The 15,623-nt window shown below is 35.2% G+C and carries 15 protein-coding genes, 1 tRNA gene and 1 pseudogene; 10 read left to right on the plus strand and 7 right to left on the minus strand.

Annotated features, from left to right (window positions below):
• Positions 1-9 precede the first annotated feature (9 nt).
• A complete protein-coding gene (locus FA048_RS08060) occupies positions 10-708 on the minus strand; it encodes an L-ribulose-5-phosphate 4-epimerase (protein ID WP_205943455.1) in 699 nt (232 codons plus the stop codon).
• Positions 705-2,405 (minus strand): ribulokinase, encoded by a 1,701-nt coding sequence (locus FA048_RS08065; RefSeq protein ID WP_136839722.1) that lies wholly within the window; start codon positions 2,403-2,405, stop codon positions 705-707. Before FA048_RS08065 ends, FA048_RS08060 begins: the two co-directional genes overlap by 4 nt.
• A gap of 167 nt (positions 2,406-2,572) precedes the next feature.
• Between FA048_RS08065 and FA048_RS08070 the strand changes: the two genes are divergently transcribed.
• On the plus strand, positions 2,573-3,103 hold the full coding sequence (locus tag FA048_RS08070; RefSeq protein ID WP_136839723.1) for a hypothetical protein: 531 nt from the start codon (positions 2,573-2,575) through the stop codon (positions 3,101-3,103).
• Between the two features lie 91 nt (positions 3,104-3,194).
• Positions 3,195-3,695 (plus strand): annotated as a pseudogene (locus tag FA048_RS08075) (transposase); the annotation flags it as partial.
• Positions 3,696-3,841: 146 nt separating this feature from the next.
• Here the strand turns inward: FA048_RS08075 and FA048_RS08080 are convergent.
• The 3 genes from FA048_RS08080 to FA048_RS08090 form a co-directional block, all read right to left on the minus strand.
• Positions 3,842-4,555 (minus strand): hypothetical protein, encoded by a 714-nt coding sequence (locus FA048_RS08080; protein WP_136839724.1) that lies wholly within the window; start codon positions 4,553-4,555, stop codon positions 3,842-3,844.
• 880 nt (positions 4,556-5,435) lie between these two features.
• On the minus strand, positions 5,436-5,990 hold the full coding sequence (locus FA048_RS08085; protein WP_136839725.1) for a hypothetical protein: 555 nt from the start codon (positions 5,988-5,990) through the stop codon (positions 5,436-5,438).
• A gap of 335 nt (positions 5,991-6,325) precedes the next feature.
• Positions 6,326-6,398 (minus strand) — tRNA-Lys (locus FA048_RS08090).
• Positions 6,399-6,589: 191 nt separating this feature from the next.
• Here FA048_RS08090 and FA048_RS08095 point away from each other — a divergent pair.
• From FA048_RS08095 to FA048_RS08115, 5 genes are all read left to right on the plus strand, one after another.
• Positions 6,590-6,967, plus strand: coding sequence for a hypothetical protein (locus FA048_RS08095; RefSeq protein ID WP_136839726.1), 378 nt, complete (start codon positions 6,590-6,592; stop codon positions 6,965-6,967).
• A 96-nt stretch (positions 6,968-7,063) separates the two neighbouring features.
• Complete coding sequence (locus FA048_RS08100; protein ID WP_136839727.1) at positions 7,064-8,101, plus strand: NAD(P)-dependent alcohol dehydrogenase; 1,038 nt, start codon at positions 7,064-7,066, stop codon at positions 8,099-8,101.
• 360 nt (positions 8,102-8,461) lie between these two features.
• The gene (locus tag FA048_RS08105) at positions 8,462-9,229 is read left to right on the plus strand and encodes a hypothetical protein (RefSeq protein WP_136839728.1); all 768 of its coding nucleotides are present in this window, start codon (positions 8,462-8,464) and stop codon (positions 9,227-9,229) included.
• A gap of 149 nt (positions 9,230-9,378) precedes the next feature.
• A complete protein-coding gene (locus FA048_RS08110; RefSeq protein ID WP_136841251.1) occupies positions 9,379-9,573 on the plus strand; it encodes a YtxH domain-containing protein in 195 nt (64 codons plus the stop codon).
• Positions 9,574-10,012: 439 nt separating this feature from the next.
• Complete coding sequence (locus FA048_RS08115; protein WP_136839729.1) at positions 10,013-11,845, plus strand: beta-N-acetylhexosaminidase; 1,833 nt, start codon at positions 10,013-10,015, stop codon at positions 11,843-11,845.
• 43 nt (positions 11,846-11,888) lie between these two features.
• Here FA048_RS08115 and FA048_RS08120 read toward each other — a convergent pair whose 3' ends face one another.
• Positions 11,889-12,116, minus strand: coding sequence for a zinc-binding dehydrogenase (locus tag FA048_RS08120; protein WP_136839730.1), 228 nt, complete (start codon positions 12,114-12,116; stop codon positions 11,889-11,891).
• Positions 12,117-12,195: 79 nt separating this feature from the next.
• On the opposite strand from FA048_RS08120, the gene FA048_RS08125 reads away from it, so the two are divergent.
• From FA048_RS08125 to FA048_RS08135, 3 genes are read left to right on the plus strand one after another with little or no spacing between them, the layout of a single operon-like run.
• Positions 12,196-13,020, plus strand: a complete 825-nt coding sequence (locus tag FA048_RS08125) for a helix-turn-helix domain-containing protein (RefSeq protein WP_136839731.1) — start codon at positions 12,196-12,198, stop codon at positions 13,018-13,020.
• Positions 13,001-13,261 (plus strand): hypothetical protein, encoded by a 261-nt coding sequence (locus FA048_RS08130; protein ID WP_136839732.1) that lies wholly within the window; start codon positions 13,001-13,003, stop codon positions 13,259-13,261. Before FA048_RS08125 ends, FA048_RS08130 begins: the two co-directional genes overlap by 20 nt.
• 16 nt (positions 13,262-13,277) lie before the next feature.
• The gene (locus FA048_RS08135) at positions 13,278-14,003 is read left to right on the plus strand and encodes a hypothetical protein (protein ID WP_136839733.1); all 726 of its coding nucleotides are present in this window, start codon (positions 13,278-13,280) and stop codon (positions 14,001-14,003) included.
• 279 nt (positions 14,004-14,282) lie between these two features.
• Here FA048_RS08135 and FA048_RS08140 read toward each other — a convergent pair whose 3' ends face one another.
• A complete protein-coding gene (locus tag FA048_RS08140) occupies positions 14,283-15,611 on the minus strand; it encodes a paraquat-inducible protein A (RefSeq protein ID WP_136839734.1) in 1,329 nt (442 codons plus the stop codon).
• Positions 15,612-15,623 lie beyond the last annotated feature (12 nt).

Genomic DNA, 15,623 nt, shown 5'->3' on the forward strand with positions numbered 1-15,623 from the left:
TATTCTTACTTATTCCTGTCCGTAATAAGCATCAACACCATGTTTACGGTCATAATGCTTTTTAATCAGCGAATCCTTTAACCTTGGTGCATTTGGATTAATTTGCTGTGTTAACAATGCCATTTGTGCCGTATATTCTAAAACTGCACTATTGTAAACGGCTTTATCGGCTGTTTTTCCCCAGGTAAAAGGAGCGTGGTTGCCTACCAAAATCATTTCTACCTCTTTATAACTTAAACCTAATGCTGCAAAATGATTAATGATTTGAAAACCTGTTTCATATTCATAATTACCTTTTATCATTTCATCTGCCATTGGTGGCGCACAAGGTATGTCAGTTGTTAAATGGTCTGCATGTGTAGTTCCGTAAATAGGAATTGGTAATTGCGCCTGCGCCCATGAGGTAGCATAAGTAGAGTGTGTGTGCACTATTCCGCTAATTTCTTTCCAATTTTTATACAAAACAGCATGCGTTTTGGTGTCTGATGATGGCCTTAAATTACCTTCAATGATATTTGAGTCAAAATCTACTACAACCATTTTATCTACAGTAAGTTGCTCATAAGGAACACCACTTGGTTTAATGGCAAAAACTCCTTTAGTTTGATCTGCCGCACTTACATTACCAAAAGTAAAAAGTACCAAATTCAATTTAGGCAATTGCATATTGGCTTCGTAAGCTTGTTCCTTTATATCTTGATAACTCATGATTGATAAGGTTTTACATCTCTTTTATTATATTTTTCAATATACCTGCCTAAGCCTAAATATTGTTCGTAATGTTCGCGGTACAGTTTTCTTTTTTTAGCATTAGGCTTGTATTCTTTTTCAAAACCAGTCCCCATTTTATCCATAGCTATTTCAATAGTAGGATAGATGCTAGCAGCAACCGCAGCAAACATTGCCGCACCTAAAGCACAGGTATGCTCAAAACGGTGAATACGTATAGGCATTTCCAGCACATCGGCCATCATTTGCATAATGTATGGTGATTTTTTGGCCACACCACCAATGCCTATAATCCCTTTAACAGGAACTCCTTCATCTTTAAATCTATCTACTATGTTTTTAGCACCAAAACAGGTTGCTTCGGCCAATGCTCTAAAAACTCTGGGCGCATCAGTGCCTAAACTTAGTCCTTTAATTGCACCTTTTAATTCCTGATTGGCATCTGGAGTTCTTCTGCCGTTTAACCAATCTAAAGCAAGTTCAGCATTATCATCATCTGGTAATTCTGCTGCTTGTTTACTTAAAGTTGCGATAATCTTTCCTTCTATTTCTTCTTTAAGTGCAATGGCAGTTGAATTATCTATTAATGAACTTTCTGTTAGCAAATGATTTAATGGCCAACTTATTAAGTTTTTAAACCAAGCATAAGTATCACCAAAAGCAGATTGGCCAGCTTCTAAACCAGCCATATTCGGAATAACAGAGCCATTAACCTGTCCGCAAATCCCTTTAATCAATTTGCCATCCATATCTTTGTTTGGAGCAACTAGAATATCACAAGTACTCGTTCCCATTACTTTACTCAAGTAATAAGGTTCAATCTGACCACCTACAGCGCCCATATGGGCATCAAAAGCACCTACACCAATTACTACATCAGTGCTTAAGCCAAGCTGTTCTGCCCATTCCGTACTTAAATTCCCTGCAACTACATCTGATGTGTAAGTATCTTTAAATAATTTTTCTCTATAACCTTTTAAAAGAGGATCTAACTTACTGAAAAATGTTTCTGGAGGTAGTCCATCAAATTCTTCAGCCCATAATGCTTTATGACCAGCGGCGCAACGACTACGTTTCATAGCTGTAACATCAGTTCCGCCAGTTAATAAGAAAGGAATCCAATCACAATGCTCAACCCATGAACTTGTAGCTTTTCTAACCTCTTTATCTACACGTAAAACATGTAATAATTTAGCCCAAAACCACTCAGATGAATAAGTGCCACCAACATATTTTAAATAATTGATACTGAATTTTGTTGCATGGTTATTGATTTCCAAGGCTTCACCTACAGCTGTATGATCTTTCCAAAGCACAAACATGGCATTTGGGTTGCTTTCAAAATCTTGATGTAAAGCCAAAGGAACGCCTCTTTCATCAACGGCAACCGGACTAGAACCTGTTGTGTCTACAGAAATACCTTTAACTAGCTGTGCGATAGGAGAGCCACCTGCTTTTGATATACAATCTTTAATGGTATGGGTTAAACCTTCGATATAATCTAATGGATGTTGCCTGAATTGATTTTGAGCAGGATTACAATATAAACCTTTTTGCCACCTGGGATAAAAGAATACTGAAGATGAGATTTCGTTCCCATTAGCGGTATCTACAATTACCGAACGTACAGAGTCTGTTCCATAATCTACGCCAATTACATATTGTGCTTCGTTCATACAAGAAATTAATAAATGTCTAATTAACGTTTATTTATTCAGAATAAAAAATTTATATGAACTTTTTTAAGATTAGATTTTATTGTTTGTGAATACTAATTCGTGCATGCTATGTAATGTTAAATTTATGATGGCATACGGTTTGTCAACTCTGTTTCTAAAAACATATGATGAAACAAATATTTTTCTACCTAAGCATGCTATTATTTTTTAGCAGTTGTAATGTAAACAACAAGACATCAGCTGAAAATGAAATCAATTCGAAAATAGACAGCCTCTTTAAAGACTATGATTTTACTTCAACAGCAATATATTCAACTGATTTAAGAAACCTGCTTAACGAAGCAATTGGAATGGCTAAAGCTGATGCTGAACGAATACTAAGAAGTGATCATCCTACTGACAAGCCTAGAACTATGGAAGACTTAACTTTTACAGGTGTACTTGATGGAACTAAACAAAAGGTAAAGAAAATAGCCATAACAGGAAACACTGCGGAAGCTATTGTAGAAATTGAGGCTAGCGAGGCCGAGAGTGAGGGTAAAATATATCCAGCAGTAATTTGGGAAACTAAAGTTCAACTTATTAATGAGAATGGCTGGAAAATAGACAACATTATCTATACTGATAAACCTACTTATAAAAACCAAATCAAATATTTTATTTCGGAAACAAAGAAAGAATTTACTGAGAAATAAATACTTATAAAACTGTGGACGGCGTGTAGAGAGGTGCGGTGTAATGAGAAATTCTGTGGATTTAATTCCATAATAAGAAGGGCTATACTTTGTAAGCTTTGCAACGGTATATTGGATAGATGTTTTTGTCCGTCCTTTATATTGTGATATTTTGGTAGAGAGCTTGACTTATTGCAAGGCAAACCTGGGCCTTGAGCTTTATTGCTGGTGCATCATGCCAAGCCACGTGCACCTGATATTCAAGGCAAGGGAAAACAATCCCGATATTTTGTTGGGCAGGTTTAAGGAACATACCTCAAAACAGATTGTAAGGGCGATAAAAGAAAACAACCAGGAAAGTAGAAAGGAGTGGATGCTTTGGATGTTCGAGAGGGCGGCGTTAAAGAGTAGCAATGTAAAGGGAAGCCAGTTTTGGCAGCATAACAATAAACCAATAGAACTGTGGAGTGCAGAAGTGATAGAGCAAAAGGCAGATTATCTACACTACAACCCGGTAGCTTCTGGCTTTGTTAATGATGTCCTGCATTGGAAGTACAGTAGTGCAATTGACTATGGTGGGGGTAAGGGATTAATTGAAGTTGATTTTTTATGATTTATTTAAGAAATGGGTTTATGATGGAAAATAGGTTTGCACACGCGACACGCGGGCGCTAGCATGGGTTTTCTTTTGATCTCATTTTACACTCAAAAAAAACCGCCTAAGTATGACGGTCTTTTGTATATTATTAAAATAATATTCTATTTTTTGGTTTCATCTAATTCAAAATCTTCTTTTTTAGGATCCCACACGAATGACATTGTAAAGGGTTTATTATTTTTCAGACCTGAGAAAATGATGTCCTTTTGTTTATCATTATTAACGTCTTTCAGTTCAAATGGTAATATTTTTGGCGAATAATTATTTCCGTCAATAGTTTGGATGGTCCAGTCTTTAGTATTCAGATATTCTTTAACGCTATCTTTATTGATTCCTACAAAATGGTGAATTCCATTTGCTTTGGAAGTTTCTTCCGTGATCATTAATAAAGGTGATTGATTTTCAAAAGCGGTAACCGGCTCATATTTTTGGGTTAAGAAATTACCCTTTATCTGACCTTTATCGTCCAAAATAAAAAGTTCTTTATACGGCCAGCCAGACATTGCTCCATCAATTTCGTCTACATAAGCAAGAGTATACGGTCTATCTGATCCGTAAAGTTTTATTTCTTCTGTTTTAATCAAACGATAGGGTGTTCCTTTATCATCTTTAGGTTGCTGTCCCAGTTTTTTGTATAAACTTATTAAGAAAGCACTTTCATCCTTATTTTGCTTAAAACTGTCTAGTAAAGTTTTAGTTGTTGTTTGCGCTGTAGAATCTTTAACTAATTCTGATTCCGACTTAGGTTTATTTGTTTGGCATGCCGATACAGAAGCTATTACTGCTATTGCACCAGCGATTAATTTTAATCTCATTGTGTATGTTTTTACTAAGTTCACATGCTAAAAGTATACCAGTATTTAAACACAAGAAATTATTTTTTAGATATTTAACTTTTCACTGGAGTCAGTTCAAGGCGGTCTTTATTGATTTTAAAATTATAAGTTCCGTTCAATGTTTTGGGTTCATCACAACCATTGGACATATCTATTGAACCTTCGCTTATATCTACCTGATTATTTTCATACATACTGTACGTTCAAGTCATATGAAAACAAGAATTTCCGTTGTGGGATTTTTCTATCTTCAAACTGAAGAAAATAAAACTTAAGTTGTTCATCAGGAAATTTGACCTATTTTGCTTTTTTTAAAATAGCGCTTCCATCGTTGAGCATTTTTTCAACTTCCCAGGTTGTTTTGGGAGGAAAAAATCCAACTTATTAATGATAATGGCTGGAAAGTAGACAACATTATCTTCACTAACAAACCTACTTATAAAAACCAAATCAAATATTTTATTTCGGAGACAAAGAAAGAATTTACTGGGAAATAAATAATCTAACACGATTTAAAATTCTAAAATTGCGTTTAATCTGTGTATCTAATAGCTGTACTGAGGAATACTGGGATTTTTATTCCCCTATATGAGGAAAGACTTTAATGTATATAATGGATTTTACCTTTAGTTGGTGTTATGGCTGAATAATTGTTGTTTATTGTTTTATAATGCATTCAATGGATCATGAAGTGATTCTATAGACATAACAAGAGTATTTATTATGTGCTACAGATATAAATAAATTAGATAAGATGGTAAGACACGCTTACATTTGAGGCATGCAAATGGAAAAAAATAAAAGGAACTTAATTTTGAGTTCCTTTTATCTAGGATATCTTTTTGTTAAATTTACAAGCTTATTTAAAATTCTTTTTGAGTCTTTCATTTTCGGCTTTTTGTTCTTTAGAAAGAGGTGTTGCTTCCCTAGTTTCAGAAATAGGTACACCTGTATTTACATCATTTATCTGATAGTAAACTGAACCCGTCATATCTCCATTTTCACTCCAAAGCTGATTTAAGTTCTGATCCAAAACCTGAAAACAATTTTCAAGTGGTTGGCCGTTATTTAAAACATAAATAGTTCCATATTTTTCAGATTCCTTTACCATAAAAGATCCTGTACTATTTATATTCTTTAATTTTTCACCTTCATACATACTTCCTTTAGGGTAAATTACAGAGCTTTTAAATTCTCCACCATCACCTTTTTCATTTAAATCCAAAGTAAGTGTTTCTGTAACTATCACATCCATGATAGATGTGAATCTACTTTTATAAATTTTAGTTTTAGATATAGTAGGCGGTTTTTTAACATTAGTTTCTGCTAAATTTTCGTTTTGGTTTTTTCCTTTGCAAGAAAATAATAAAAGACCAGCTATAACAACTGACAGATTCAATGCTTTTTTTATCATAATTTTTATATTTTCTAGGAGTTATTGCAAATGGCATTCCAAATAAAATTTTAGTAGGTCAGGATTAATTTCTGTTCTCCTATCCATATCATAATCATAATTTCAGGAAACCCAATGCCCATTTTTGCAAAATATGTCTTATGAAAACCAAAGCTGTTCGAGATGTTCTGAAGGTCATCTCGAACTTTCTATCATTAGGATAATAACATTTAGAGTTAGTATTCAACCTGGTTTAGTAAAGTATTCTTAAATTGTTCTACTTATAGATTCCTCGTACCTCGGAATGACAAAGGCTATTAAAACAAAAAAGCCCTACATTACTGTGAGGCTTTTTGTGATCCCGCTGGGATTCGAACCCAGGACCACTACATTAAAAGTGTAATGCTCTACCAGCTGAGCTACGGAATCATTTCCTTTTGTTTAAGGAGGTGCAAATATAGAAATTAAAATTTATTTGCCCAATTATTTAAATAAAAAGTTGAAAATCATCATTTTTAATGCAATAAAGGCTTTTTTGAATGATATTTAAGAAGTGTTTCTTTTACAAATCAAACAATTCAGGCCTATTTTATATTTCATAGATAGATAATTATAATGCTATGGAAAATTCAAATCAAGAAAACAAGGATACACAAAATCCAAAACCTACAGATCAAGTACAATTGGAAATAGAAACGGTAACACCAGAAACCGAAATAGATGTACCTGCTTTAGCAAACACCAACAAGCAACCGAGTGAAAATGATACAACTGGGTTAGCAGAAGGGGAGGCTGAAACGAAAGATAAAAATATACCACAAAAAACTGCATCGATCTCAACAGAAGGAGGTGAGGTAGCAACTGAAACTCCGGATAAGAAAGAAGAACAGGTTCCCACAGATAAAGGTATACCAAGTGAGAAATTAGAAGGAGATTCACCCAAAGACCATAAAGATGAGGATGATGAACGCAATCAAGTTGAAACCGTAAGTCCTTAAAACTATAAATTGTAATGCATTCGCCATAATTTCAAATGACCATTTTATCGCCATGCGTTTATGATAACTTTACTAGCTTAAAACGAAATAAAAATTATGATACAGTCAAAAGGATATGCAGCACAAACCCCCGAAACTGATTTAGCAGCTTGGGACTTTGAGCGTAGGGAAGTTGGACCTCATGATGTTCAACTAGAAATATTGTACTGTGGTGTTTGCCATAGTGATTTACATCAAATTAAAAACGACTGGTTTCCGGGTGTTTTCCCAATGGTGCCCGGTCATGAAATTGTAGGTAAAGTAATTAAAGTAGGCGACCATGTAAAAAACTTTAAATTAGGAGAATTAGCAGGCATAGGTTGTTTGGTAGATTCTTGTCAAGTATGCGAAAACTGTAAAGATGGCTTAGAGCAGTACTGCCTTGATGGAAATACACAAACCTATAACAATAAGGGCAGAGATGGCGTACCAACTTATGGAGGCTACTCAAATAATATTGTGGTTCGTGAAGAGTTTGTATTACACATTTCAGCTAAATTACCTTTAGCAGCAACAGCTCCATTATTATGCGCAGGTATCACTACTTATTCTCCCTTAAAACATTGGAAAGTAGGTAAAGGCCACAAATTAGCAGTTTTAGGTTTGGGCGGCTTAGGGCATATGGCTGTTAAATTTGGTGTGGCTTTCGGTGCAGAAGTTACAGTATTAAGTACTTCGCCTTCAAAAAAAGCAGCAGCTAAAGAATTAGGTGCACACCACTTTGTGGTAACTTCAGATGCCGAACAATTGAAAGCCGTTAAAGGCAGTTTTGATTTCATCTTAGACACCGTATCTGCCGATCATGACATGAACATGTATCTTTCATTATTACGCACTAACGGTGTGCATATAGTGGTTGGTGTACCTGCACCTTATCCAATTCATCCATTCTCATTAATTGGTGGTCGCAAGAGCTTGGTTGGTTCTGGCATTGGGGGTATTCAAGAAACCCAAGAAATGTTAGATTTTTGTGCCGAACACAATATTGTTTCTGATATAGAATTAATTGATATTAAAGACATTACTGCTTCTTATGAAAGAATGGTTAAAGGTGATGTAAGGTATAGATTTGTAATTGATATGGCTACCTTATAAGGTTAGCTGTTTAAGGGTTATTTTACCTGCAGTTGGTATAATTGGTCTGGATTTGCAATCCAGACCATATTATTTAAGGATTTGTAATCCTTACCTGTCTTAATCCAAATTAAGCTATGCCTTAGCCTATGTTCCGGTAATAGTAATAGCATTTTCCTTAGGGTTTACTCCATAGCTACACCGCATCTAGTCCGCATCTAGTCCGCGTGTAGGTAATAAAACGCGGACTAGTTGTGGTTTAGTAGTGAATTAGTTGTATATTAGATACGAAGAAAGCTCGGATGGGCCATACTTCAATAACAGCCGAATAGCCAATCATCCCTAAATGATTAATGGATATTAAATAAATAACAAAAATTTATGGCTTTATACGACGGAAAAAACATTAAAGGAAGCATTGGGAAGCTTAGCTTTAGAAAAAGAGACAAAAAGACAACTACAATTCAAAGTAACCCAGGTAAGGGCACGATGAAACAAACCCCAGCGACGAAAAAAAGTGCTTCACTTTTTGGTAGCGTCGTTAGTCCACTTGCCAAGCACATTAGGCATAACCTACAACATTTGGTAAATGGCTTTTACGATATTAAAATGGTAAACCGAATGAACTCGGACATTGCAATTATCATTAACCAACATTTACAAGAGGATAGACAAATTGTATTTAATCAAGATAGCTTCAATCGCTTGAATGGGTTTGAATTCAATACCAAATCTTTATTAATTGATTCATTGTTAATTAGTCCGAAATTAAGTTTTGAAAATTCACAAGTTCAACTTACGTTTCCGGCTTTAAAGGTAGCTAAAGATCTAAAATTTCGAGTAGGGTCAAACAAGGTCATGCTACAAATTCAACCCGTTTTCTTTTGTTTAGCAAAAGGATTATGGTTAAAACCAACCATGCAAACAATTTGCCTAGAGAAAGGTCAAGCAATAACAGCTATACAAAACTTTAATTACAGTTTCCCTAAAGGCACTACCTGCCTGTTTGGTATTGGACTTGTATTTTTTAATGGATCTATTGCCATTAACGATAAGATATTTAATCCTGCAGGTATTTGTGCCAGTGCATATAATGAAGGGACAATTGACGAAACTGAGCTTACGGGATGGTTTAAAATGGGATTGTAGCCTTAGCTAATTATCAACTATGTTGGTAACAAAATATAGCTAACTAACGTAGTAGCTTTGGATTTGCAAATTAAGCTGTAACAAAAATATATTTAACTACTCAAAACATTTCTAAAGCATAAATGTTAAACCTAAAAAATATAGAAATTATGGGATTATTTAGAACAGCATTAATAGGAGCGGCCCTTTACGGTGCCTATAAATACATCACTAAACCTGATGAATTAACAGGTAGAACGATTGTAGACGATTTGAAAGAAAAAGCACCAGAATGGATTGATAAGGCTAAAGCTTATAAGGAAGACTTAGAGGCTAAATACATGAATGATGGCTTAGCGAAATAATTGAGCTAACGAAATAGAAAGAGGTTGTGAAAGCAACCTCTTTTTTGTTTTAATATACTTTTAGCAAGTGATAAGTTATTTCCAAAATGTATCCAATCTAGCTATTCATTAGTTGTGCTATAGCAATTGTTATTTCTATTAAACAAACGTTTGTCCTAAGTTTTATGGGGTTAATTTCTGGTCTATGGCGATGATGGTTTCTATGCTGGTTTATATTTTTACTAAAAATGTGCTATGAATAGTTTTTAATAGCTATTCATACTGTTTTTCAAGCTGTTTAATACAAGCGATCTAATTTTAATAAATATTTACTCTTTCCCTGTTTGCTCAGCTATCTAGTAGGTGCTATGCAAACGTTTGTCCAGATAAAAATAAGAACTACCACATTGTTATCAATATCTTGCATTGAGTAATTAGCATTAAATCATCCCCATAAACAATGAAACAGTTACTATCCCTTATTTTTTTAATAACCTGTACAATTAACTTAGCTGCACAGTCAAAGCTTTCTTTAATTCCACTTCCAGCAAAAATGGAAGAACGTGCAGGAAATTTTATGCTTAACAAAGAAGTATATATTAGTTATGCCCCTCATTTGAAAAATTTGGCAGTATTAACACAAGTTGCATTAAGTGAAACTACCGGTATAAAACCTGTGTTAAAAATAACCAGGGAACTACCAAAAAATGCCAAAGCAATTCGCTTAATTATTGATCCAAAAATAACTGCTAAAGAAGGATACGTATTAGAGGTTAGTAGCAATCAAATCCTACTAAAAGCCGGCACCGAAAATGGACTCTTTTACGGTATCCAAACTCTTGTACAACTGGTACCATTAAAAGGTGATTTAAAGCTGCCATGTGTTTATATAGCAGATGAACCAAGGTTTGGATGGCGTGGAATGTTATTTGATAGTTGTAGGCATATTTGGTCTGTTGATTTTATTAAGAAGTTTATAGATCAAATGGCCAAGCATAAATTAAACAAGTTTCATTGGCACCTTACAGAAGATCAAGGCTGGAGGATAGAGATAAAAAAATACCCACGCTTGCAAGAGGTTGCAGCCTATAGAAATGGAACCCAGATTGGGCCTAACAGACAAAAAGATGTAGATAGCACTAGATATGGAGGTTATTATACCCAAGATCAGATTAAAGAAGTTGTGGCCTATGCAAGCTCAAAGTACATAGAAGTAATTCCAGAAATTGAAATGCCTGGCCATTCGGTAGCAGCAATTACCGCTTATCCATACTTGGCCTGTGGCAAGGTAAGTTTTGAAAATGGAAAACCTTTTGAAGTAAGAAAGGTTTGGGGTGTATCTAAAGATTTATATTGTGCAGGTAACGATACCGTATTTACTTTCTTACAAGATGTATTGACTGAAATTATACCTTTATTTCCTTCTAAATACATCCACATAGGTGGAGATGAGGCACCCCATGATGCCTGGAAAACTTGCCCAAAATGTCAGGCACGCATGAAAAAGGAGGGACTAAAAGATGAGGCTGCGTTGCAGAGCTGGTTCATTCAGCGCATGGAGAAATTTATCAATAACAAAGGGAAAAAGATTATTGGATGGGAAGAAATTATGCAGGGTGGACTTGCAGAAAATGCAACCGTACATTCATGGCTAGGTGTACAAAGTGGTTTAAAAGCTGCTAAAAGCGGTCATGATGCGATCATGTCTCCTTATTCACATTTATATTTTGATGGCTATCAGGCTGAAGCTAAGATTGAGCCAATGGCTATTGGGTATTGGGTACCATTGGACAGTGTATATGCCTTTGAACCTGTACACCCCGATTTGAATGAAACAGAGGCAAAGCATATTTTAGGAGCCCAAGCCAATTTATGGACAGAGTTTATTGCAACGGAAGATTACTTAGAATATATGGCTTTTCCGCGTATGTCAGCATTGGCTGAAATTGATTGGTCTCCCAAATCATCAAGAAACTTTGCTGATTTTAAGGGCAGGTTAAATGCACAATACCAGCGTTACCATAATCAGGGTATAAACTTCCGTATCCCTGTACCGCTTATACAACTAACAGTAAATGCAGATAGTACCAATAACATTACCCTTACAGATCCTACAACGAGCAGTACAATTAGGTATACAACAGACGGAACTGATGTTAACTTAAATTCGCCCATTTATACCAAACCGGTAACTTTGCAAAAAGGACAATCGATACGCTATGCATTGTTTTTTAATAATTTAAGGAAAAGTAGTACTGATTATTTTCCAAAACTTAGCAAGAGAAGCAAATAGCAACCTTAAAATAGCGATATGTTGTATTTATTAAAGTTTAAAATTATTTAACCTTTATTACAACTTTTCCTTTTGTACGACCAGATTCTACATAAGCCATAGCTTCATTTGTTTGCTCAAATTGAAAGACTTTATCAATAACAGGCCTTATCATATCTGATTCAATAAGCTGAGTGATTTGTTCTAATTGGCTGCCTTCTGCTCTCATGAACAAGAACTTGAAACTGACATTTAATTTTTTCGCTTTTTTCTTTGCCCCAGAACTTATCAGCTTCCATAATAACGCAGCAGATTTTTACCAACCATTAGGAAAATTTATTAAATTTAAATCGTAATCATCTGTTTGTTTTATGAAGTACCACCAATACCCTGTACATCCTGCGCTACAAAACTGGATAAGGTATTTTTGGAGCTATGAGGGAGATACTACAGCTATTAATCAGCTACATATTCGCTCTTTTGCTGATTGTTATCCACGTCTTATTTTCCAGGACATAGCTTCATTCTCGCCAGTTAAAAATGGTAATGGTGACATTATGCCTATTTGTTATTTAAGCGGTTTAGACACCAAACCGTCAGATGGTTTTTGGGAAAGTCGTTTCTCTCATTTTGGTGTAAGTTTTTTTCCTCATGCACTGCATGCATTATTTAGGATAGACGCTTCAGAAATTACCAATGAAACGCCAGATATTCTAGCATTGGACAAAACGATAATTCCACAAATTTTGTTAGCCACAACAAATAATTTTGAAAGAGTTACCATTCTAAGCAAATATTTTTACGATAGGCTATTTGATGGTAAAAACGATAAAATTATTAATGACCTTATCCATCAGCCTTTGATATATCAACTCAGTATTGATGGAAATTTGGGAAACATTTCAGACTATTATAATATCTCAGAGAGACAAATGCAACGAAAGTTTAAACAAAATGTTGGCGTATCTCCAGGTAAATTCTTCAGACTCCAAAAATTTGAAAAAGCATTAAAACTACTGCCCTCTATCCAATATGGTACTTTGACACAGCTTGCTTACGATTTAGGCTATGCTGACCAATCTCATTTTATTAGTGATTTTAAATCATTCTCTGGACTTTCTCCTTATGAGTTTATGAGAAAACCAAGTTTAGGTTCTGAAAGTGCTTCATTTATCTATGCAGAGCAAAGTTCCTAATATTGGAGGTGTTATTAGCCCCACAATTTTAACTGCTGCAGCACTAAGGGGGGTGAAGGTTTTTCAATCCTTTGTGGTAATTATTAATAATCAGCTTTATCTTTTACAACCAATTGAAATAACCCCACAACTTGATTTAGATGTTAAGATTCCCTACCTTAATGTTATTGCTGGGCCTGTTAATTTGGAACTGCCTAACTTGCCCAATATTGGCCCAGACTATAACGAACTACAACCATAAAAGCGCTAACAGGCCTATGAAAGTTTCCGTTAAAAATATAAAAGGAAAGCAAGTTTTGGAATGGGTCGCATCCGGGAAGGCAATCCTTAGAAATGACCTGCGAAGAACCGATCTTGAAGATTGGCTGGACTTTTATGTTTTAGAGAGCGGAGAACTGTTGCTAGTCGACAAATTTGAGAAGAGAAATGGTACGCTGTACCCAAACTTTGAAGACTATCAGAAAATGATGGATAGGTTTGATCAAAAACAATCTATTGTCGCTAAAAATACAGATAAGGCCACAGGGGCCTTTAACGAGTTTTATCATGTTAGCCAAAGTGAATTCGAGCAGATAATTCCGAAATCTGCCACGCTGCTCGCTAACGAATTTAAGTTGGATCCCAATAAGTTGGATTATTCGATCGAGAGCCTAAAGGTAGTCCATCGAGAAATGAAAAAGTACTTGAGGAAGAATGACACTTATGATTTTATCGACCATTATTTTGTGTTAATTACAGCGTACTGCGGAGAGATCATGAAGAGAGAAATTAATGGTGAATGGCAAATAACTGGCGATGGTACGGGAAGGATTAATAAAGTGGTGATCGTAGAAAAAGAAAACCCCGAATATAGCTATTTACCCCAATTGCCATTAAATGAAATATTAAGTGGCGACGCTGGGAAAGGAATAACGCTATTAATGGAAGTAAGGGCCCATCTTGGAAAACACGACTTTATTAAAGGAGGACTTTTACCTAAATAACACAAGTTAATGGGAAGATTTGTTCACATACTAGAGGGCCCTAGAAATTAAAAAATCCAGCTGTTCGTAATATGCTGAAAGGCATTTCTAAATCCTATCTAAGGGATTTGTAATCCCATTAAGCGAATTCTGCTTGGATAGTAAGGTATTCAATTTTTAGATTCCTCGTGCCTCAGCATGACAAATCTTGTTGCTAAAACAAAAAGCCCCAAATGCTGCAAGGCTTTCTATGATGGCAGTGACATTTATTCTTAAACTGTCAATTTCTTTTTTATGGTATTATTTTGTGCTGCAAGTTACTTTCTTTAACATATAGGAAAGGAAAAATGCAAAGGTTACGTAACCTACAAAGATGATAAAGCCGGGTTGCAAGGAAGTGTAATTAACTGTGGCAGTAGTTAAAAACTCATCTTTCATGTTCAATCCAGAAAGTTGACTTTTAAGAATTCCGTTTAAGCCAATGTAGGTCATCAATATCCCTACCACCATTACATCAGCCATGTCCCATTTGCCAGATTCAAATGCCAAGTATTTTGTAATGGCATTTTCTGCAATGGGTGGTTTGCACAACATGTGAATTCCTCTGGCAGTAATACGCAATATGGGCAGTATAATTACAAAAAGTATAATGATAATGCCCACAGTAATTGCATCTGGTTTAGGTTGTTGTATAAGCACTTCTCCAATACCCAGAACACTTTTGCTCTGGAAAAAAAGCACTTGATTTTCGAAGACTACCTTTTCGCCCATCATTAAAAACTCAAGTGAGCTCAGGCGGGCATCTACTTCAATAATTGAAACCGTTACACCAGTTGCCAATAAGGCCAAAGCAAAAAGTAATGACATTATGAATAGGGTATTGTGCAAATAGGTTTTTTTTCTTAAGATGAGCCAAGCTATAAAGGCCATAGCTACACAACCTAGCATGGCATAAGCATAGTTATAAGTAACCTTACGGATGTTGCTTAACCTTGTTTCTATGTGTTTATTGAAAGCCTGTTGATTGTTTACATAATACCTGCTATAAAGCTGTTTTGTAACTTGATAAATGGCAACTTTAGTGCTGTCAAAGGTTTGATCTGCCAGTTTATCTAACTTATTTGTAGCAATGTTTTTGAGTTTATTGGTTGCTTTTGTACTCGTAATTCTATTGACAATGGTAGTAGCGAAGGAGGGAACCTGGTCATGAAGCTCTTTAGGATTAACAAATTGCTTAAAGGCAAACTTTTTGAGTTTATTGCCAAGGCCTTTTTGGGGTTTGGTTATTTCCTTAGTTACTTGATTAATCATGGCATGAAGTTGTGTTTCAATTTCTATGCGAATCTCTTTTTTTTGCTCACTGGTAATTTTGAAACCTTTAATCTCCTTCGTTACGATATGCGCTATCTTATCTCGCCAAAGATCTACAGAAAAAACACCAAAAGTGATGCTATTCACAGTAGCATAATCGGTTGCAATTTGCTCTTGCTCGTTAGACAAGGTATAGAGCTTGTAACCGCTGTAGTATGTTCCAGCTAAAAAAATACCAAGACTCAAAATCAAAAGAACATGAGCTAGTATATTCTTTTTAGCTTTGTTTTGCTGCTGGTTATGTTTTTCGATAGTCAAGATATAGCTGAT

This window comes from Pedobacter polaris (assembly GCF_005116505.1).
In the GTDB taxonomy this organism is placed as follows: Bacteria; Bacteroidota; Bacteroidia; order Sphingobacteriales; family Sphingobacteriaceae; genus Pedobacter; species Pedobacter polaris.